The organism is Campylobacter sp., from assembly GCF_020024835.1.
Lineage (GTDB): Bacteria > Campylobacterota > Campylobacteria > Campylobacterales > Campylobacteraceae > Campylobacter_D.
The window spans coordinates 1-19797 of record NZ_JAHHTD010000028.1 but is presented as its reverse complement, the minus strand read 5'-3'; the positions used below and the strand labels follow the sequence as shown (position 1 = coordinate 19797).

The following is a 19797-nucleotide window of genomic DNA, read 5'->3' as shown; positions in this document are numbered from 1 at the left end:
TATAAATATTTATAACATATAGCATCATCATAAAATATTTTTAAATTATTTATTTTTTGTAAAATAATATCGTATTCTTGTGATAACTTATCTTTATTCCTTTCTTTTTCTCTTACAAGCTTAAAAGAATCTTTTTGCTCACTAACTAAAATTTCCATTTTAGTAATTTCTTTTTGAATATAATAATTTTTAAATAACATAAACAACACAATCGATAATGCAACTAAGCTCCCGCTTGCAAATGCAATAAAAAATTTAAAACTTAAACATTCTTTTAAACTAAATTTTTTATATGATGATAAATTTAATTTAAAATCAATATTTGTATCTAATAAATCCTCGTAAAGATTCGTATTTTTTTCACTTGAAAAATTTATCCCATCAATTTCTACGATATATTTATAAGATATCTTTAAATTTTCTTTGAATTTCAAATCTAATCTTATCAATGGAATAGTTTGACAAGATTGAAATTTATCATTTTGATATTCGATTAAAATGGCATATTTTTCTTTATAAACTAAAAATAAAATTTTACCCTTGATATTGTATTTTTTAACATAAGCTATAAAAATCAAAGGTTCAGGAATGATAAAATCATAATCTTTTAAAATATCTTCAAATTTAGCTAAAAATACTTGCGTTAAGCCATCTTCATAAAAATAAACAAGCTTATATGAAAAATCATCAGACACACCTAATTCATTGAAACTTTTTACTAAAATTTCATCTTCTGTGATTTTTTCTTGAAATTTCACATATAAAAGCTTTTCATAGGGCAAAAAAGTTTTTGTTATCTTAGATGTTTTATTCATTATATAGAATTTTTTTAAGATTTTGCTCATTTTTATGCCAGTTTTTCTCAAGATGAACAAAAAGTTTCAGCATAATCTTATTTTGTGCTAACTTTTCTATTTTTTTACGTGCATCTTTTCCTATACGTTTAATAGTCGCACCTTCTTTTCCTAAAATCATAGCTTTGTGTGATTTAGTATCGCTAATAATCGTTGCATAAATATAAATTATCGTATTTAATTCTTTAACTTTATCTATTTTTATTTCAGTGTTATAAGGAATTTCATCACTTAGATTTTCATAAATAGCTTCAAGTATAAAATCTCGATAAATGTCTTTTTTATTTGTAGTGGTAATAAAATCAGGATCAAAATAATAAGGATGTTCTGGTAAATATTTAATAAGCTCATCTAGTAAAATTTTTTTATAAAATCTTTGCTTAGTAGAATAGGGTATTATAGCTTTAAAATAAGAACTAAAATTAGCATATTCACTAAGTTTTTTAAGCAATACTTCTTTTTGAACTAAATCTACTTTATTAATTATTATTATATGGGGAACTTTTGGATTTAAATCCAAAAATCTTTCATAATCTCTAACATCATCATAAATACTAGCTACAAATAAAATTATATCACAATCAGCAATACTCTTAATAGCCACTTCAATCATAAGCTGATTCATACTTTTAGAGCTCGCATGTAAGCCAGGTGTATCAATAAAAATTAATTGATTTTGTTGATGCATAATAATGGCATTGATTTTTCTTCTAGTTGCATTTTGCTTGTGTGAAACTATGGCAATCTTTTCTTCTAACAAAGAATTTAGGATAGAACTTTTTCCAGCATTTGTCCTACCCACAATACTTATAAAGCCACTTTTCACAAAATATACCTAGCAAGGTCTTTATTTTCTACAATATCTCCAAGTTTTACTTGAACTTTAAAATCATCTATTTTATAAATTTTTCCTGCATACTCATCTGCTTCAAAACTAATATCTTCTAAAAGTTTTTCTACCACTGTGTGTAAGCGTCTTGCTCCAATATCTTGCATTTCTTCATTTGCTTTACTTGCAATTTTTGCAATCTCTTTAATGGCCTCATCTTCAAAAACAAGCTCGACATTTTCTGTTTTTAGTAATTCTATATATTGAGTTAATAAAGAATTTTTAGGTCGTGTTAAAATTTCATATAAAGCATCTTCGTTAAGACTATCTAGCTCAACTCTTAATGGAAAACGCCCTTGAAGTTCAGGAATTAAATCACTTGGTTTGCTAAGATGAAATGCTCCTGCTGCTATAAATAAAATATGATCAGTTTTTAATGGACCAAATTTAGTTTGTATTGTGCTACCTTCTACTATAGGTAATAAATCTCTTTGAACACCCTCTTTACTAGGATCTTGACGATTTGAATTTGAATTTGAAACTGCTACTTTATCTATTTCATCTATGAATATAATTCCCTCATTTTGTGCTCTTCTTAATGCCTCGCTTTTTATACTCTCCATATCAAGTATTTTATCGCTAGCTTCTTGAAGTAAAGCATTTTTAGCATCTTTTACTTTTATTTCTTTTTTAATTTTTTTACTTCCTACGCCAATTACTTTAACTATATCTTGCATAGCACCCATTTCTGGAGGTAAATTTGGATTAGTATCAAAAACATTTTGAGAAATTTCTATTTCAATTATACTATCGTCTAAATCTCCTGCTCGCAATTTAGAACGCATTTTTTCTAAAGAATTTTTATACTCTTGCTCTTTTTCCTCACTAACTCCTTTTGGTAAAGGTGGCAAAAGTTTTTCTAATATTTTATTTTCTATAAATTCATCAATTTTTTCTTGATTTTTTTCTCTTTCTTCATTTTTTACTAAATTTAAAGCAGCATTAGCTAAATCTCTTACCATACTTTCAACATCTCGGCCTACAAATCCTACTTCAGTATATTTGCTTGCTTCAACTTTAACAAAAGGCATTCCCATCATTTTAGCAAGCCTTCTTGCGATCTCTGTTTTACCAACACCAGTTGAACCTATCATCAAAATATTTTTTGGCATAATATCATCTTGAAGTTCAGGACTAAGTTGCATTCTCCTATAGCGATTCCTTAATGCTATCGCAATAATCTTTTTAGCATTTTTTTGTCCAATTACATAATCATCTAAAAATTTTACAATTTCTTTTGGGGTTAAATTCATTTATCATCCTCAATCACATAAGTTTTTATATTTGTATTAGTATAAATGCAAATTTCACCAGCTATTTGCAAACTTTCTTTTACTAGATTTTCTTCATCTAAATTAGAATACTTATCTAAAGCTCTAGCAGCTGATAAAGCATAATTACCGCCACTTCCAATAGCTGCTATTTTACCATCTTCAGGCTCAACAACATCACCAGTTCCAGAAAGTAAAAAAATATGCTTTCTATCAAGCACAAGCATCATAGCCTCTAATTTTCTTAAATACTTGTCTTTACGCCATTCTTTAGAAAAATCAATCGCAGCTTTTAATAAATCCCCTTTAGAGCTTGATAAAAGCTTCTCAAACATATCAAAAAGATTAAAAGCATCTGCTGTGCTTCCTGCAAAACCAGCTAAAACTTTTCCATTATTTAATTTTCTAATTTTCACTGCATTATTTTTAAGCACAGTATTTCCAAAGCTTACTTGCCCATCTCCTCCAATAACTGACTTATTTTTACCTTTATAAGCTAAAATAGTAGTTGCATGAAACATTTATTCACCTTTAACTTCAAGTTTAAATTTAGCATGAATAGCATGACCTAACTTTACAGAAATTTCGTGTATCCCTAGCTCTTTAATAGTCTCGCATTCTAAACTTTTTTTGTCAATTTCTATATTTTTTTGCTCCCTTAAAGAATGTGCAATCTCATCTTTAGTTACACCACCAAATAAACTTCCATTAGCTCCCACAGCCTTATGTATAATAATGGTAACATTTGCCAATTGCTCTTTCATTTTCTCTAAATTTGCCAACTCAAATCTTAAATCCTCTGCTTTTTTCTTTTGTTGGGCCTCATATTGTTTTAACACTTCGTGTGTAGCGGCTTTAGCAAAACCTTTAGCTATTAAAAAATTTTGTCCATAACCATCTTTTACTTCTTTGACTTCACCAGCTTTCCCTAAACTTTTTACGTCTTTAATTAATAAAACTTTCATTATCTTTCCTTAAAATTTTCTACCATTTTTTCCTGCAATAAGAAATCTTAAAGCATTTAATTTTATGAATCCTGCAGCGTCTTTTTGATTATAAACTTCATCTTCTTCAAAAGTGCAATAAGCTTCACTAAATAAACTATCATTTGCACTTTCTCTTCCTGTAATTATAACATTACCTTTAAATAATTCTAATTTCACTACGCCATTTACATATTTTTGAGATTCATCAATTAATGCTTGAAGCATCAATCTTTCAGGAGAAAACCAATATCCATTATAAATTAAACTTGCATATTTTGGCATAAGTTCATCTTTTAAATGTCCTGCTTCTCTATCTAATGTAATACTTTCAATAGCCCTATGAGCTTTTAAAAGTATAGTTCCACCAGGAGTTTCATAACATCCTCTACTTTTCATTCCCACATAACGATTTTCAACTATATCAAGACGACCAATCCCGTGTTTTGCACCCAATTCATTTAACTTTGTTAAAAGTTGTGCAGGAGACATTTTCTCTCCATTAATAGCAACTAAATCTCCTTTGTTAAATTCTAATTCAATAGCTTCACTTTCATTTGGAGTTTCCTTTAAATCTCTTACCCATCGCCACATATCAGCTTCAGGCTTTATAGCAGGATCTTCTAAAATCAAACCCTCATATGAAATATGTAATAAATTAGCGTCCATAGAATATGGAGATTTTCCAGGTTTTTTACTAATATCAATATTATGTCTTTGTGCATAAGATAAGAGCTTTTCACGACTATTTAAATCCCATTCTCTCCAAGGAGCTATAATGGTTAAATTTGGATTAAGTGCTAAAGCACCTAGCTCAAAACGCACCTGATCATTTCCTTTTCCAGTAGCTCCGTGGCTAATAGCATCTGCTTTTGTTAAATTAGCAATTTCAACCAAAGCTTTTGTTATCAAAGGTCTTGCTATACTAGTGCCAAGTAAATATTCTCCCTCATAAATAGCATTTGCTCTAAACATAGCAAATACATAATCTTTTACAAATTCATCTTTTAAATCTTTAATAAAAATATTCTCTTCTCTCACACCCAAAGATAAAGCTTTTTTTCTAGCAGGCTCTAACTCCTCGCCTTGTCCAATATCAGCTGTAAAAGTAACAATTTCACACTGATACTCATCTTGAAGCCATTTTAAGATAATGCTAGTATCAAGCCCACCAGAATATGCTAATACAACTTTATTAACTTTTTTTTTCATTTGTTTTCCTTCATTTTCTCAAGAGATAAATTTAACGAATTTAATTTAACATAACATAAAAAAAATTAATATTTTGCTACTTTTTATAGTTATTTTGATAAAATATTCTTATGAGAATAGATAAATTTTTAAATGTAGTTAATATCACTAAACGTAGAGCTATTTCAGAAGATATGTGTAAAAGCGGTGTTGTGAGTATTAATAATCAGGTTGTAAAAGCTAGCAAAGATGTCAAAATAGGTGATGAAATTAGTATTAAATTTATCCACCATATAGATATTTACAAAGTATTAGCTATACCTACAAGCAAAAGTATTCCAAAAACTATGCAAGAACAATATGTTATAAAAATAAAATGAAAGAAATAATTTTAGAAAAAAATAAACTAGATATTTTATGTCAAATGCTACCTAAAAGTGGAGTTATTATATTAAAAGGTGAATTAGCAAGTGGCAAAACGACATTAGTGCAGCATTTTGCTAAATTTTTAAATATCTCACAAGAAGTGAATTCTCCTACCTTTTCTATAATGCAAAGTTATCCTTTTAAAGATGGTTTATTATACCATTATGATATATATCAAGAGGGCTTTGATGGGCTTATAAAAAATGGTTTGATAGAAAATTTTTTTGAAGATGGATTACACTTGGTAGAGTGGGGTGATGAAAAACTAAAAAAATATTTAGATAAATACCAAATTTTTAATATAATTTTAGAAATTATTTCTTATAAAAATGAAAGAAAGTATATAATTTATGAGTAAGCTTGAGGCAAGAAATTTAGAAAAAAGTATAAAAAAAACTAAAATTATCCACGATATATCTTTAGAAGTCCAAAGTGGTGAAGTTGTAGGACTTTTAGGACCAAATGGAGCAGGAAAAACTACAAGTTTTTATATGATATGTGGGCTTATTTTACCAACTAATGGAAAAGTTTTTTTAGACTCTAAAGATATTACAAAAGATCCTTTAAACAAAAGAGCAAAGATTGGCATAGGGTATTTACCTCAAGAAAGTAGTATTTTTAAAGATTTAAGTGTAGAAGATAATTTAATTTTAGCAGCTCAAATATTTTACAAAGATCAAGAAATTTTAGAAAAAAAAGTAGAACAGATGTTAGAATTGTTAAGCATAGAGCCTATTAGACATAGAAAAGGATTAAGCTTAAGCGGAGGCGAAAGAAGGCGTTGTGAAATAGCAAGGTCTTTAATGTGTAATCCTAAATTTTTACTTTTAGATGAACCTTTTGCTGGTGTTGATCCTATAGCAGTAAATGAAATTCAAAATCTCATAAAAGATTTAAAAGCTATGAATATTGGCGTTTTAATCACAGATCATAATGTTAGAGAAACATTAGCAATTTGTGATAGAGCTTATGTTATTAGAGGTGGAAGATTGCTTGCAAGTGGAAATGCAAATGAAATAACAAACAATAATGATGTAAAAAAATACTATCTTGGAAATGAGTTTAAACTTGAATGATATTAAAACAAAAAACATCTATAACCCAAAAGACTAAATTATCACAAACCTTAAGATCGTGGCTTCCCATATTGCAAGCTAATATAGAGGATTTAAAAGAAAATTTAGATGAATTTGCAAAAGAAAATCCTTTTATAGAGATAAAAGAAAATTCTAGTATTACTCATAATCAAAATAAGTATTTTCAAGAATATTTTAGTAAAAATGCTACCGCACAAATGATAGATTCTAAAAGTTTAAATCATAAAAATGTTTATGAACTTTTAAGCGAACAAATTATTCCACCTTTTTTTCCTACTAAAAAATCACAACTTATTGCGGAAAAAATCATAGAATGCTTAACCCACGAAGGTTATTTTGAGTATGATGAAGAAATTTTAAGAGAATTTGACCCTTTAGATGTTGAAAAAATACGACAAAGATTTAAATATCTTGATCCTATAGGAGTAGGTGCTAAAAATAATCAAGAAGCATATATTTTTGCCCTAGAACATTTTGATTTAGAAGATGATTTATATGAATTTTGCAAAATATTGATTTTAAATTTAGAAAATGCAAAAGATTTTATAAAAAATCCTCTTTATAAAAAGGCAATTTCAATTATAAAAAAAATTTCTATTCCACCATTTTTAGAATATTTTGAAGAAAGTATGAGTATTATCCCTGATATTTATATTTATCAAGAAAATGGTGAAATTAAAATCAAAATCAATGATGATTACTATCCTGAAATTTCTTTTGAAGCAGATGGATTAGAGCATGAATTTTTAAGCTCTTATTTAAAAGATGCTAAAAATTTAATAGATGCTCTTGCTATGAGAAAAGCAACTCTTTATAAATTAGGACTTATGATTATAGAATATCAATATGATTTTTTCACCGGTGGAGATATAAAACCTATGCAACTTAAAGATTTAGCTCAAGATTTAGAAAGAAATGCCTCTACTATTTCAAGGGCTATTTCAAATAAATACTTAAGTTGTGATAGGGGGTTAATACCTTTGAAAGCATTTTTTACTACTGCTGTAGATGATGGAGAAACTTCTAATGCCACTATAAAGGATTTTTTGAGCAATTTAGTGAAAAAAGAAAATCACAAAAAACCTTTGAGTGATTTAAAAATTTTAGAACTAACACAAAAAGAATTCCCTAGCATACAATTAGGTCGTAGAACTATCACTAAATATCGTATGCAACTTGGCATAGGTAGCTCTAGCGAACGTAAAAAACTTTATGAATTAATGTGAAAGCATAAACAATGAATTTAGAAATAATTTTTAACAAAACAATTAAGCAAAATATAAGATTAGTAGCAGCAAGCAAATATGCAAATGTCGAACAAATTCAAATCTTATCCAAACAAGGCATAATCGAATTTGGTGAAAATCAAGTGCAGTCTTTAGCTTTAAAAAAAGAACAATTAAGCAATTTTAATGAACTTAAGTGGCATTTTATAGGTAATCTTCAAAGTAATAAAATAAATTTATTAATTAAACAAAAGCCTATACTTTGGCAATCTTGTAGTAATTTAAAAATAGCAAAAGCTGTAAATAAAAGACTTAATTATAAACTAGATACTTTGCTTGAAATTAACATTGCTAATGAAAAATCAAAATATGGCATTGATAGCACTAAAGCTATAGAAACATACTTACAAATAAAAGAAGAATGTTTAAATTTAAATTTAATAGGCATTATGTGTATAGGTTCTATGGATAAAACAAAAACAAAAGAAAGTTTCAAACAAGGCTATAAAATTTATGAAAAACTCCAAACGCATAAAGCAAAAATTTGTTCTATGGGTATGAGTGATGATTTTGAAATTGCAATTGATTGCGGTTCTAATATGGTAAGATTGGGGAGTATTTTATTTAAATAATTTTTAATTCTTTAGCTTTATTTAACATAAAATCTGAGCCATTTTCTTGCTGAATTTCATTTAAAGCTAAAGATATAGCTTGTAGATTGAAATTCTTTATTATTTTTATAAAATCTTGTTTTGAATCTTGAGTAAAAATTTCGCAAAGATTTAATTCTTTTAAATATAAGGCATTGTAATATTGATGATTTTTAGCAGCATAAGGGTAGGGTATAAATATACAAGGAAGATTATTTGCGCTTAATTCAAACAAAGAGCTTGCTCCAGATCTTGCAATAGCTAAATCAGCTTTTACAATTTTTTCAATCACATCTTTATCAAAATCAAATAATTCAACTTCAATGTTTAATTTTTCATACGCTTTCTTGCACCTTTGATAGTCATTACTCCCACATTGATGAATAATATTTATTTTTTTTTCTTTAAAATATAAAGCATTATTTATAGCTAAATCATTTATAAATCTAGCACCTTGAGAACCTCCTAAAAAAATAATATTTTTTAATTCCTTTCTAATTCTACGTTTTGTAAAAAAGAATTCATTAACTGGATAAGGACAAAAAAAAGTATTCGTAGTTGTAATTTGACCCTTAAAAGCGGTAAAAAAAGCTTTAGAAAAAGGTTTTAAAAGCTTATTTAAACTTCCAATTTTTGAATTTTGTTCGTGAATTAAAAGAGGAATATTATCCATCAAAGCTGCAAAAGCTGCAGGAGCACTACTATAGCCACCCACACTAAATACAGCTTGTATATTTTGAATTCTTAAAATTTTTTTAATATCTAAAGCCAATTTTAAAATATGCATAAAAGAGTGAAATTTAGCCAATCCTTTTTTATTTACAACCCCTTGACTGCTTAAAAAATATTTTTGTTTAAATCCTTCTTCATATTCAAACCAAAGTCTATCTTGTCCATTTTCACTACCTATATAGATACATTCTAAGCCCATTTTATTAGCACTTTGCATTAAACATCTTGCAATAGCCAAATGTCCGCCTGTGCCTCCACCAGTAATTGCTATCATTTTTTTCTTTTCCATGTTTTATAAATTAAATAAAAAATATCTACTTAGAACCAACACTTTTTAAATATCCATTATCATTTAAAAATAAATAAATTTCACCTAAAATATGTTTTTTTTGATTTTCATTTACAAGCTTAGAAGCATAAATTTTTTCATTTATATTATCCATAATCGCATGAATATCATAATCAAGGTCCTCTAAAGTATCTAAAATAGACTGAGATTCTAAAACACTTTCAATTTCAAATCCTTTTTCACTTATACTTACACTTGCTTCAGTTGGATGAGTAAAAAGATTATGTTTCATTCCAAGCACTTCTTGATAAGCTCCCACTAAAAAAAATCCTAAAAAATAATCTTCTTGTTCTACATCAATATCATGTAAAAATAAAGGATTATTTTTAGAATATGAAATTTCACCATCGCTATCACAAGTAATATCCCAGATACTTGCACTTCTTGTTGGTTTTTTATTTAATCTATCAAGAGGCATTATTGGAAAATTTTGTTCTAAGCCCCAAAAATCTGGTAAGGACTGAAATAAAGAAAAATTAACTAAATATTTTTCTTGCACCTCATTTTGCAAACTTGATAAATCTGCTTGATCTCCAACTAAAAAAATCGCTTTTCTCATAATCAAATGCACTAAAATTTCACTATTTGATCGATCTTGTAAATCAACATACCCTAAATCAAATAAAGTTAAAATGCTTTCCATATGATCAATACTATCGTGTAAATATTCTAAAGCATTGGAGGCTTTTATACTTTTATATAAATCATAAAGCTCATCAATCAACTTGGGATTTTTTTCTTTTAATAAAAGTTTGCTTTCTGTATATTCTTGCGAAAATAATTCCAATACTGGTGCTACTAATACCGCATGATTAGCTGCTACAAAACGTCCGCTCTCTATAAAAATATCAGGCTCAAGATCTTTTTTTTGCTCAGCAATACTTTTTAAAATAAACACCACATCATTTGCATATTCGCTTAAAGTATAATTTCTACTAGTTTCGTCTTTACATTGAGAATATTCTACAGCTAAACCTCCACCAAGATTAATTGATCGTAAATTTTTTGCACCCATTTTTCTAAGTTCAGTATAGATATTTCCTGCCTCATTTAAGGCTTTTTTTAAAGGATGAATTTCTGTAATTTGCGAACCAAGGTGAAAATGTATCATAGTAAATTGATCTAAAAGTTTATTAGATTTTAAAAGATTTACTGCTTCAATAAGTTCAGTAGAAGTAAGTCCAAATTTAGAATTTATACCTCCACTTTTTGCCCAAATTCCAACGCCAGCTGAATGAAGTCTCACTCTTAAGCCTATATTAGGTTTTGGCTTAAAACGATTTTTTGAAATATCAATCATAGCTTCAAGCTCATTAAGACCTTCCATAGTTAAAGTAATGTTATGCCCCATTTCACAAGCTATAAAACCCATATTTATAAGCTCTTTATCTTTAAAGCCATTAACTGTTATAGGAGAACCTTCGTTATTGTAAGCCATAGCTAGTAATAATTCTGCTTTACTGCCTGCTTCAAGTCCATAATTATAATTCTTTCCAAGCTTAACTAAATTTTTAACAAAACCTGGATATTGATTAACTTTTAGCGGATACACAGCGTTAAAAGAACCTTTGTAATTAAATTCTTTTTTAGCTTTTGCAAATTTTTCATAAATTTGTTCTATTTGCTTATGGATTAAATGAGGAAAACGAAGCAATAACGGACCCTTATATCCATCATCACGTAAAGTATTTACTATATCTATAATGGCTGGTTTTTTACCATAATTTATGCAAACTCTTCCATTTTCTATAATAAAATTATTCGCTCCCCAAATTCTAATACCATAATCTTTCATAACTCATTCTCCAAGTTTGCGATTTTAATATTTTTACTTTCTTTATTTTCTAAATTTTTATAAAAAATTTCTTGATTTTTTATTTCAGTTTCGCCTATACATAAAAATATTTTTACATTAGAGTTATCAGCTTGATTTAAATGCTTAGCTAACTTTTTAGCCTCATAACTTAAAAGCACTTTGTGCTTTTTTCTTAAATTCTTAGCAAGTGTAAAAATAAAATCTATATAAGATTGATCTAAAGCACATAAGTAAATTCCTTCTCGTTGTTTTTGTGTGCATTGTTGCTCTAAAATAGCCATAATCCTTTCAATTCCTATTGCAAAACCAACCCCATATCCACTTTTACCACCTAAATATTCAATCAACCTATCATAACGACCTCCACCTGCTATAGCGGATTTTGAGCCAATCTCTTCGCTAATAAATTCAAAAGCTGTTTTAGAATAATAATCAAGACCACGCACTAATTTTTCATCACACTCAAACAAAATTCCATTATCTCTTAGTAGCTGTTGCAATTTTTCATAATCTTTTTTACAACACTCACACAAAAATTCACTCATTTTTGGTGCATTTACAATTAATTTTTGACAATCTTCATTTTTACAATCTAACACCCTAATAGGATTTATTTTTTCCCTTCTTAAACAATCTTCACAAAATCCACTTTTAGAATTTAAATACTCAATAAGTTTTTCCTTATAAATACCTATACATACCAGACAGCCTAAAGAATTAATTTTTAATTGTGTAGATATATTTAAGCGAGAAAAAATTTCATTTAGCATTAAAATAATACTAGCATCCTCATAAACACTAGGATTGCCAAAGCTTTCTATGCCAAATTGATGAAATTCACGCAATCTTCCTTTTTGCGGTCTTTCATAACGAAACATCGAACCATAATAAAACCATTTTTTAATACTTTGATTTTTATCCATCTTTGCTTCTATATATGACCGAACTACACCTGCAGTTCCTTCAGGTCTTAAGCAAACCTCATTTTGTGCTTTATCTTTAAATTCATACATCTCTTTACCAACTATATCAGAGCTCTCTCCAACACTACGCTTAAATAATTTAGTAAATTCTAAATGAGGAAAATTTATAAAATTAAACCCATAATTTCTTGCTACTACTTCACAAGTTTTAATAACTTTTTCATAAAGTAAAGCTTGATCATCATAAAGATCTTTCATTCCTTTTAGTGCTTTAACCATCGATAAATTCCTTAATTTTTTCATGTATTTCTTGTATGCTTAAACTTGCATCAAGTTTTAAAATTTCAAAATCAATTTTATTTTGTAAAAAATTTAAAACTTCTTCTAACTTATTTTGAATTTCTAAGAAATATTTTACACCTCTTTTTTCTATGGTGTCTAATTTTTTAAAAGCCAATCTTTGCTTTATAAGCTCTTTACTTGCATATAAAAACACTACCTTTTTAGGAAAAATTCCATTAGTAGCAAATAAATTAAGCTCAAAAAGTGTTTTTTTATCAAATTCATTAGCATAAGCCATTCCGGAGATAAAACTTCTATCAGAAATCACTAGTTTATCTTTATATTTTGATAAAAATAAATCTATGTGATTTGCTCGATCGGCTAAAAAAAGCAAAAGTTCTGTTTTTTTTGAAAATTCAATTTCACCATTTAACAAAATTTCTCTTATTTTTTCTCCTAATTTTGTAGCTCCAGGTTCTTTTGTAAAAATTGCTTCCTTAAAATATTTTTTTAAAAGCTCTATTTGCGTAGTTTTGCCTACACAATCAATTCCTTCAATCACTACATACATTTTCTTCCTTTAGTAAAGGTATAATCTCTTGTGGCACCAATTTATCAACATTTCCTCCATGTAAATAAATAGATCTCACAATAGAACTTGACACAAATGAATTCTTCAAATTTGGCATTAGATAAATAGTTTCTAAATTTTCCCATAGCATATGATTTGCATAGCCAATTTGTAGCTCATACTCAAAATCGCTCACTGCTCTTAAACCTCTAACAATAATATTAATTTTTAATTCTTTTGCAAAATTTACAAGCAAATTATCAAAAGTAACTATTTTTATATTTTTTATTCCTTTAGTAGCAACTAAAACCATCTTTTTTCTTTGTTCTAAACTAAATAATGGATTTTTACTATCATTTTTTGCTATCGCCACAACCACTTCATCAAAAATTTTACTTGCTCTTAAAATCACATCTAAATGTCCATTGGTGATGGGATCAAAAGTACCTGGATACAAACAAGCTGCCATTATTGCCACCTCTTATATAAATCATTTTCAATATCTGCAAGATCAAGCCACTTTCCTACAATAAACTTTTTTAATCCATCTAAATCTTTTACCTTAGCATAACTAGCTATAACAGGAGGAGCTATAATTACTCCTTGATAGGATAATTTTGCCATTTGTTCTAAAGAGATACTAGAATAGGGCATTTCCCTGACTCCAAGTATTATTTTTTTTCTCTGTTTTAATGCCACTGCGGCACTTCTTGTGATAAGATTATCACAAATTCCACAAGAAATCTTAGCTAAAGTATTAATAGAACACGGAGTAATAAAAGTTGTTTCTATACCAAAAGATCCACTAGCTACACATTCACTTATATTGTCATTTTCTAAAAAAGTAACATTTTCCAATGTAAATTTTTGCCGAATAAAATCTACAAAATTATCTATTTTAAAATCTAAATTTTCCTTTGCAAAACTAATTTTTGCACTATTAGAAACAATGGCAAAAATTTCACCCTTATCTTGCAAATATTTTAAAAGCAAAAATCCTAATTCACAGGAACTAGCTCCACTTATATTAACTAGAATTTTTTTCATTTAATCTCCACATAATTCTTGCTTATAACCTTACCATGGACTATTTTTCCATCTTTATTTTTAAGACGAATTTTTTGATTTAAATTTCCACTTTGCATAGCTTTAAGTTCTATCATCATACTTAATTCGCCATCTCTTACTATGCCATATACAGAGTCATTTCTTTGGATTAAAGTTTTGGTTTTAAACATATTATATTTTAAGATAACATTTTCTCTAATATTACTTTTTGCAATCAAACCAACTATTTCACTCTTTTTTAAAATACCATTTGGCACTTTATCAAAAGAAATTTTTACAATTTTAAAACTTGATGGACTTAAATTTTCATTGCGAGAAATAAAACGAGTGCTTTGTAAAATTTCTAATTTTGCCTTTAAGAAATATTTAAAAAAAATATTTTTTTTGTATTGTTTGGGGGTTTTAAATTCAGCTTTAATAAAACCATCAGATCTATCAAAATTATGATTACCTAATTTTAAAAATGTGTATTGGTTAAAATCTTGAGGTAGGCTAGATTGTGTATCAAGTTCTAAAGATATTATTTCTATTTCTGGATAATTTGTCTTAAATTCCTTAATCAAAGCAAGTTTGACTTCGTCAAAATTTGAAGCAAAACTACAAACATATAAAAATAAAAACCAAACAATCTTTTTTATAATCAAACCCGACCTCAAAACAAAATTTTTAATTATCATACATAAAAAAAGTTTGATTTTAGTTGAAATAAATAAGATTAAATTTATAAATCTAGCCTTATTAGTATCATATAAAATTAAAGGAATAATTTTTGCTTAATTTAGTTAAAAATATCAAGGAGTTAAAATGTTAATCAACAATGATGTGAAAATATCAAGTTTAAACAATAAACCAAAAATAAATGATAAAAATACACACTCTGATGAGTTTCAAGCTACATTAAATGCTCTAAAAAATAAAGAAAAGAAAGAATACAAAAAAAATAATGATACTTTTAATAATACTGATTTAAATTTACATCAAAATTTTAATGCTTATGCTTGGGATAAATTACATCATAATCAATATAAAAAATCTCAAAATAACATAATAAATAATCTTTTAAAGCAATTATAACTTCTTTTAATGAAGTTATAATTTTAAAACATCAACCTCTTGATTTTCTAAAATTTTACTATCTGATTCCTTGCTTATTAAAATATAATCATTTTCATAAAGTGGCTTAATCATACCTGAGCTAAATTTACAAACATTTGCTACAAAATAACCATCTTTTACAAAACCAAAAGAAAAATCATTTCTACCTCCTTTAAAAGAAAGAGTGTTTTTTAATTTTGCCTTAATAAAACAAGATTCATTTAAACCATAAAATAAATTTAAAATATTTTTAGCAAAAATATGAGTAGATACTAAAGATGCTAAAGGATTTCCTGGCAAAACTAAGAAAAATGTATTTTCTTTGCTAAAAAGTTTAGTATGTTTGCATAACTTTGCATTCACTTTTTCGAAAATAGGGTGGAAATTACTTTCAACCAAAGCTTGCCTACTAAAATCAGCTTCGCCAACACTAGCACCACCACTACTTATAAATAGATCAAATTTTTGATATTCTAATTTCTTTTTAAATGCCTCAATATCATCTTTTATCAATCCTAAATATTTCACATCAGCAATATCTTGCAAAATAGAATAAATTCCAAAGGCATTAGCATTATATATATTATTTTCACTAGCTTTTTCCCAAGGTTCAATAAGTTCATTTCCGCTAGAAAAAATTCCAATTTGAATTTTTTTAAGCACTTTTATTTCATAAATTCCTTGTGCTGCTAACATAGCTATAACACCTGAAGTAATTTTAGTGCCTCTTTTAAATAAAAAATCTCCAATTTTTGCCTCTTCACCTTTAAAACGAATAGCATTATCTTCTTTTGCTTTACTAGCATTTAATTTTCCATTTTCTATCAATGCATCTTCAAACATTAAGATTGTGTTTGCATTTTGCGGAATTTTAGCTCCTGTCATAATCTTATAGCATTCATTTTTTTCTATACTATAATTTTTATTATCTCCAGCTAAAATACTTCCTTTGATTTTAAGTAAATTATCTTTATCTTGATAATTTAAAGCATATCCATCTAATGCCGAATTATCAAATGCAGGCAAATTTTTTTTAATAAAAATATCTTCAAAAATAACACGATTTAAAGCTTGAGTGAGATTAACCACTTCAAAATCATTTTTTACTTTAATATATTTTTTTAAATATTCTATAGTAGCAAAAATATCTCTCATTCTTCCAACCTCCGTATATGAGCACCCAAAAATTTAAATTTTTCTTCTAATTTTTCATAACCTCTATCAAGATGATAAATTCTATGAATTCTACTTGTGCCTTTTGCAGCTAAAGCCGCCAAAATAAGTGCTGATGAGGCACGCAAATCAGTAGCCATCACATCAGCACCAAAAAGCTCTTTAGTGCCATTTATAGTAGCAATGTGCCCATTTAATCTTATATCAGCTCCCATTCTTAAAAGCTCACTAACGTGCATAAAACGATTTTCAAATAACCTTTCATCTATTATACTAGTCCCATCAGCTTTTAAAGCCAATGCCATAAATTGTGCTTGCATATCAGTTGGAAATCCTGGATACTCACTAGTTAGAATTTCTACAGGTTTAATTTTTTGCGTTGGATTAATGCTAATATTATCCTCACTAATATTAAAACTAAAACCCATTTGCTCTAATTTCACCAGCACAGCACTAAGATGAGAGGCATTAACTTTCTTTAAAGTAATCTTTGAATTCGTAATAGCACTAGCACAAAGATAAGTTCCAGCTTCAATACGATCAGGTATGATAGAAAAAGGTTTAAATTCAAGCAATTGACCGCTAGTTCCATATATTTCTAACTCATCTGTTCCAATACCTTGTATATCTAATCCAGCATTTTTTAATACTTCACAAAGTTGCACTACTTCAGGTTCTTTTGCTACATTTAAAAGTTTTGTTTTACCTCGTGCTAAAGCAGCTGCCATAATAATATTTTCACTTCCTGTAACTGTAATCTTATCAAATACTATATCAGCACCCTTTAAACTCCCATTAGCTATAACATATCCTTGTTTTATTTCTATATTAGCTCCCATTTTTTCTAAAGCTAAAAGATGTAAATCAACCGGTCTTTGTCCTATGGCACAACCTCCAGGCAAGGAAACTTCACAATTTCCAAATCTTGCTAATAATGGCCCTAAAGTAAGTATAGAAGCTCGCATTTTACGCACTATATCGTATTTTGCAATAGTTTTATTTAAATTACTAGTATCAATACTTGCTTGATTGTCTTTAAAAATATAATTTGCACCTAAATTTTCAAGCAAAGAAAGTAGGGTGCAAATATCTGCAACATTAGGTAAATTTGAAATTTGCACCTCATTTTTTGCCAAAATACTTAAAGCAATCAAAGGCAAAGCAGCATTTTTAGCTCCACTAATTACAACTTCTCCATCTAACTTTTCAACACCATCTATTTCTAAATAAGTCATTAATTTTCCTTAAAATGCAACAAAAATACGAATTAAATCTTATAAAATTATTTTTACATTATAGTGAAAATATTGCAAAAATTTATATTATAAAATCATCAAACTATTTTTTATCATAAAGTTTTTTAGCTACTTCTGCAGCTAGTTTTAATTTTTCATTATCAAAATGTGTATAAATTCTTGAAGTATTTAAACTTGCGTGCCCTAAAGCTTCCTGAACTAAAACTAAATCTTTTTGTTGTTTATAAAGTAAGGTTGCAAAAGTATGCCTTAGCATATGAGCTCCATTTTTTTGCTTGCGAATTCCAGCTTTAAATAAAATTTGCTCTACTATACGCGAAACATAAGCTTGCGTTAAGGCTTTACCATTGCGATTTACAAACAAAAGGTTATCTTGCGAGAGATAATTTACCTGAATATTTTTTAAGAGATTTTCAATCAATTCTTTTTTTATCATTACAATACGATATTTATTTCCTTTACCTCTAATACGTATGATATACAAATCATTTTCTTCGCTTATATCTTTTAATTTTATATTTATAGCTTCACTTACACGAATGCCAGTAAAAATAATAATTTTAATAATTAAACGATTACGGATAGTATTATTTTTAAAATTCATCTCATCAATCGCATTTAAAAATTTGCCAACTTCGTCCTCGCTCATATATTCTGGTAACTTAACTCCTCTTAAGCCACTTACACCACCCCAATTTTTGAGGTTAATATCAAACACATGGGCTTTATGGTTTTCTTCATTTTGTTTATCTAAAAAATCAAAAAAATTAATTATAGCAATACGATAATTTTTTTTACTCGCATCAGATAAAGAAGCACTAATACTTGCTAAAACCTCTACCAAAAGCTCTTCATCAATTTGCTTTAAAGAATAAAGCTTATATAACATCAAATATTCAAAAAGTTTTTTTAAAGGATTAAAATAAGTATTTACACCATTTAATCCTATATTTCGAGATTTTTTTACATAAGCGTCAAGTTCTTGTATATTTTTTATACCCTTACTTAAATTTAAATTTATAAAAGCAAGGGCTTGCGGATCTTTTAATTCTTTATTAGATAAAGAGTTGAGTTTAAATTTAACATATCTACAAAGCCAAAATAAAAAAGATTTTTCAAAATTCTCTTCACAATCTAGTGGATATTTCATTTTATTTTATTCCAAAGCTTTTAATGCTGCCATTTTTGCGTGAATATAAGCACTATCAAAAAGTTTTTTAGAATTTTTTTCTATAATCATTCCAAGTTCAGTACAACCAAGTATGACACCTTGTGCTTGTGGAAATTTAGAAATCAAATTATCAAAATACATTCTTGATTTTTCTTCTATTTTACCCTTGCAAAGTTCATTAAAAATAATATCATTAATTTTACACATCTCATCATTAGATGGTATAAAAACTTTTATGTTAGAATTTTCCAAAAGTTCTTTATAAAAACTTTCACTCATAGTATATTTAGTCCCCAGTAATAAAACTTTATCAATGTTTTCTTTTTGAAGCTCTAATATAATTGCTTGAGTTATATGAAAAATTGGTATTTTTATTTTCTTTTGAATTTCATCATAGCATTTATGCATAGTATTTGTGCAAATTAAAATAAAATCAACTCCACATTTTTCCAAGAGTAGGGCTTGATTTGTTAAAATTTCATTTGCTTTTTGCCAATCATTATTACGCTGACACTTTACAACTTCTTCAAAATCAAGACTACTTAAAATAATCTGGGCACTATGCAATTTCCCTAATTTTTCATTAATGATTTTATTGATAATTTTATAATAACTAAGAGTGCTTTCATAACTCATTCCGCCTATTAAACCTATAGTTTTCAATTTTTCTCCTATAAGAAATTTAACAATCTAAAAGATTATAAAAAAATCTTGCTTAAAAAAATATCTAATTAGATTTTCCTAATTTATGTAGTAAAATATTTTAAATTAAAC

At 27.4% G+C, this 19797-nt stretch carries 23 protein-coding genes; 6 read left to right on the top strand and 17 right to left on the bottom strand.

Annotated elements, in window-relative coordinates:
* The 6 genes from QZ429_RS05595 to QZ429_RS05570 all read right to left on the bottom strand — a co-directional run.
* The coding region (locus QZ429_RS05595) for a hypothetical protein (protein ID WP_291952688.1) at positions 1 to 758 on the bottom strand (758 nt) is incomplete at its 3' end.
* Positions 759 to 807: 49 nt separating this feature from the next.
* Positions 808 to 1680: a GTPase Era gene (gene era / locus QZ429_RS05590; protein WP_291952687.1), complete on the bottom strand. Its 873-nt coding sequence runs from the start codon at positions 1678 to 1680 to the stop codon at positions 808 to 810.
* A complete protein-coding gene (hslU, locus tag QZ429_RS05585; RefSeq protein WP_291952685.1) occupies positions 1677 to 2996 on the bottom strand; it encodes an ATP-dependent protease ATPase subunit HslU in 1320 nt (439 codons plus the stop codon). Before hslU ends, era begins: the two co-directional genes overlap by 4 nt.
* Positions 2993 to 3535, bottom strand: a complete 543-nt coding sequence (gene hslV, locus QZ429_RS05580) for an ATP-dependent protease subunit HslV (protein ID WP_291952683.1) — start codon at positions 3533 to 3535, stop codon at positions 2993 to 2995. The genes hslU and hslV overlap by 4 nt, the downstream gene beginning before the upstream one ends.
* A complete protein-coding gene (gene rplI / locus QZ429_RS05575) occupies positions 3536 to 3979 on the bottom strand; it encodes a 50S ribosomal protein L9 (protein ID WP_291952681.1) in 444 nt (147 codons plus the stop codon). It lies immediately after the preceding gene.
* Between the two features lie 9 nt (positions 3980 to 3988).
* A complete protein-coding gene (locus QZ429_RS05570; protein WP_291952679.1) occupies positions 3989 to 5209 on the bottom strand; it encodes an argininosuccinate synthase in 1221 nt (406 codons plus the stop codon).
* A gap of 110 nt (positions 5210 to 5319) precedes the next feature.
* Between QZ429_RS05570 and QZ429_RS05565 the strand changes: the two genes are divergently transcribed.
* From QZ429_RS05565 to QZ429_RS05545, 5 genes are read left to right on the top strand one after another with little or no spacing between them, the layout of a single operon-like run.
* Positions 5320 to 5568: an RNA-binding S4 domain-containing protein gene (locus QZ429_RS05565; protein ID WP_291952677.1), complete on the top strand. Its 249-nt coding sequence runs from the start codon at positions 5320 to 5322 to the stop codon at positions 5566 to 5568.
* Positions 5565 to 5972, top strand: a complete 408-nt coding sequence (tsaE, locus tag QZ429_RS05560; RefSeq protein WP_291952675.1) for a tRNA (adenosine(37)-N6)-threonylcarbamoyltransferase complex ATPase subunit type 1 TsaE — start codon at positions 5565 to 5567, stop codon at positions 5970 to 5972. The genes QZ429_RS05565 and tsaE overlap by 4 nt, the downstream gene beginning before the upstream one ends.
* Positions 5965 to 6690, top strand: a complete 726-nt coding sequence (gene lptB / locus QZ429_RS05555) for an LPS export ABC transporter ATP-binding protein (protein ID WP_291952673.1) — start codon at positions 5965 to 5967, stop codon at positions 6688 to 6690. The genes tsaE and lptB overlap by 8 nt, the downstream gene beginning before the upstream one ends.
* The gene (locus tag QZ429_RS05550; protein WP_291952690.1) at positions 6690 to 7937 is read left to right on the top strand and encodes an RNA polymerase factor sigma-54; all 1248 of its coding nucleotides are present in this window, start codon (positions 6690 to 6692) and stop codon (positions 7935 to 7937) included. The genes lptB and QZ429_RS05550 overlap by 1 nt, the downstream gene beginning before the upstream one ends.
* 11 nt (positions 7938 to 7948) lie before the next feature.
* Entirely contained in the window at positions 7949 to 8569 is a 621-nt protein-coding gene (locus tag QZ429_RS05545; RefSeq protein WP_291952671.1) for a YggS family pyridoxal phosphate-dependent enzyme, read from the top strand.
* Here QZ429_RS05545 and murG read toward each other — a convergent pair.
* From murG to flgA, 7 genes are read right to left on the bottom strand one after another with little or no spacing between them, the layout of a single operon-like run.
* Positions 8562 to 9608, bottom strand: a complete 1047-nt coding sequence (murG, locus tag QZ429_RS05540) for an undecaprenyldiphospho-muramoylpentapeptide beta-N-acetylglucosaminyltransferase (protein WP_291952669.1) — start codon at positions 9606 to 9608, stop codon at positions 8562 to 8564. The two genes, QZ429_RS05545 and murG, sit on opposite strands and share 8 nt — an antisense overlap.
* 25 nt (positions 9609 to 9633) lie before the next feature.
* Positions 9634 to 11463, bottom strand: a complete 1830-nt coding sequence (gene speA / locus QZ429_RS05535) for a biosynthetic arginine decarboxylase (protein WP_291952667.1) — start codon at positions 11461 to 11463, stop codon at positions 9634 to 9636.
* Complete coding sequence (gene hisS / locus QZ429_RS05530; RefSeq protein ID WP_291952665.1) at positions 11460 to 12686, bottom strand: histidine--tRNA ligase; 1227 nt, start codon at positions 12684 to 12686, stop codon at positions 11460 to 11462. Before hisS ends, speA begins: the two co-directional genes overlap by 4 nt.
* A complete protein-coding gene (gene tmk / locus QZ429_RS05525) occupies positions 12679 to 13260 on the bottom strand; it encodes a dTMP kinase (RefSeq protein ID WP_291952663.1) in 582 nt (193 codons plus the stop codon). Before tmk ends, hisS begins: the two co-directional genes overlap by 8 nt.
* Entirely contained in the window at positions 13244 to 13729 is a 486-nt protein-coding gene (gene coaD / locus QZ429_RS05520; protein ID WP_291952662.1) for a pantetheine-phosphate adenylyltransferase, read from the bottom strand. The genes tmk and coaD overlap by 17 nt, the downstream gene beginning before the upstream one ends.
* The gene (locus tag QZ429_RS05515) at positions 13729 to 14307 is read right to left on the bottom strand and encodes a UbiX family flavin prenyltransferase (RefSeq protein ID WP_291952660.1); all 579 of its coding nucleotides are present in this window, start codon (positions 14305 to 14307) and stop codon (positions 13729 to 13731) included. Before QZ429_RS05515 ends, coaD begins: the two co-directional genes overlap by 1 nt.
* Positions 14304 to 14972, bottom strand: coding sequence for a flagellar basal body P-ring formation chaperone FlgA (gene flgA, locus QZ429_RS05510; protein ID WP_291952658.1), 669 nt, complete (start codon positions 14970 to 14972; stop codon positions 14304 to 14306). The genes QZ429_RS05515 and flgA overlap by 4 nt, the downstream gene beginning before the upstream one ends.
* 160 nt (positions 14973 to 15132) lie before the next feature.
* On the opposite strand from flgA, the gene QZ429_RS05505 reads away from it, so the two are divergent.
* Positions 15133 to 15402 (top strand): hypothetical protein, encoded by a 270-nt coding sequence (locus QZ429_RS05505; RefSeq protein ID WP_291952656.1) that lies wholly within the window; start codon positions 15133 to 15135, stop codon positions 15400 to 15402.
* Positions 15403 to 15417: 15 nt separating this feature from the next.
* Here the strand turns inward: QZ429_RS05505 and QZ429_RS05500 are convergent, their stop codons facing one another.
* The 4 genes from QZ429_RS05500 to QZ429_RS05485 form a co-directional block, all read right to left on the bottom strand.
* Positions 15418 to 16578, bottom strand: coding sequence for a molybdopterin molybdotransferase MoeA (locus QZ429_RS05500; protein WP_291952654.1), 1161 nt, complete (start codon positions 16576 to 16578; stop codon positions 15418 to 15420).
* Positions 16575 to 17831, bottom strand: coding sequence for a UDP-N-acetylglucosamine 1-carboxyvinyltransferase (gene murA, locus QZ429_RS05495; protein ID WP_291952652.1), 1257 nt, complete (start codon positions 17829 to 17831; stop codon positions 16575 to 16577). Before murA ends, QZ429_RS05500 begins: the two co-directional genes overlap by 4 nt.
* Positions 17832 to 17934: 103 nt before the next feature.
* Positions 17935 to 19002 (bottom strand): tyrosine-type recombinase/integrase, encoded by a 1068-nt coding sequence (locus tag QZ429_RS05490; RefSeq protein ID WP_291952650.1) that lies wholly within the window; start codon positions 19000 to 19002, stop codon positions 17935 to 17937.
* 6 nt (positions 19003 to 19008) lie between these two features.
* On the bottom strand, positions 19009 to 19686 hold the full coding sequence (locus tag QZ429_RS05485; protein ID WP_291952648.1) for an amino acid racemase: 678 nt from the start codon (positions 19684 to 19686) through the stop codon (positions 19009 to 19011).
* Positions 19687 to 19797: the final 111 nt, after the last annotated feature.

Bases quoted from the DNA above. Each gene is read 5' to 3' on its own strand.
- hslU (WP_291952685.1), bottom strand. From the start codon at position 2,996: ATGAATTTAACCCCAAAAGAAATTGTAAAATTTTTAGATGATTATGTA.
- hslV (WP_291952683.1), bottom strand. From the start codon at position 3,535: ATGTTTCATGCAACTACTATTTTAGCTTATAAAGGTAAAAATAAGTCA.
- rplI (WP_291952681.1), bottom strand. From the start codon at position 3,979: ATGAAAGTTTTATTAATTAAAGACGTAAAAAGTTTAGGGAAAGCTGGT.
- QZ429_RS05570 (WP_291952679.1), bottom strand. From the start codon at position 5,209: ATGAAAAAAAAAGTTAATAAAGTTGTATTAGCATATTCTGGTGGGCTT.
- QZ429_RS05565 (WP_291952677.1), top strand. From the start codon at position 5,320: ATGAGAATAGATAAATTTTTAAATGTAGTTAATATCACTAAACGTAGA.
- tsaE (WP_291952675.1), top strand. From the start codon at position 5,565: ATGAAAGAAATAATTTTAGAAAAAAATAAACTAGATATTTTATGTCAA.
- lptB (WP_291952673.1), top strand. From the start codon at position 5,965: ATGAGTAAGCTTGAGGCAAGAAATTTAGAAAAAAGTATAAAAAAAACT.
- QZ429_RS05545 (WP_291952671.1), top strand. From the start codon at position 7,949: ATGAATTTAGAAATAATTTTTAACAAAACAATTAAGCAAAATATAAGA.
- murG (WP_291952669.1), bottom strand. From the start codon at position 9,608: ATGGAAAAGAAAAAAATGATAGCAATTACTGGTGGAGGCACAGGCGGA.
- speA (WP_291952667.1), bottom strand. From the start codon at position 11,463: ATGAAAGATTATGGTATTAGAATTTGGGGAGCGAATAATTTTATTATA.
- hisS (WP_291952665.1), bottom strand. From the start codon at position 12,686: ATGGTTAAAGCACTAAAAGGAATGAAAGATCTTTATGATGATCAAGCT.
- tmk (WP_291952663.1), bottom strand. From the start codon at position 13,260: ATGTATGTAGTGATTGAAGGAATTGATTGTGTAGGCAAAACTACGCAA.
- coaD (WP_291952662.1), bottom strand. From the start codon at position 13,729: ATGGCAGCTTGTTTGTATCCAGGTACTTTTGATCCCATCACCAATGGA.
- QZ429_RS05515 (WP_291952660.1), bottom strand. From the start codon at position 14,307: ATGAAAAAAATTCTAGTTAATATAAGTGGAGCTAGTTCCTGTGAATTA.
- QZ429_RS05505 (WP_291952656.1), top strand. From the start codon at position 15,133: ATGTTAATCAACAATGATGTGAAAATATCAAGTTTAAACAATAAACCA.
- QZ429_RS05500 (WP_291952654.1), bottom strand. From the start codon at position 16,578: ATGAGAGATATTTTTGCTACTATAGAATATTTAAAAAAATATATTAAA.
- murA (WP_291952652.1), bottom strand. From the start codon at position 17,831: ATGACTTATTTAGAAATAGATGGTGTTGAAAAGTTAGATGGAGAAGTT.
- QZ429_RS05490 (WP_291952650.1), bottom strand. From the start codon at position 19,002: ATGAAATATCCACTAGATTGTGAAGAGAATTTTGAAAAATCTTTTTTA.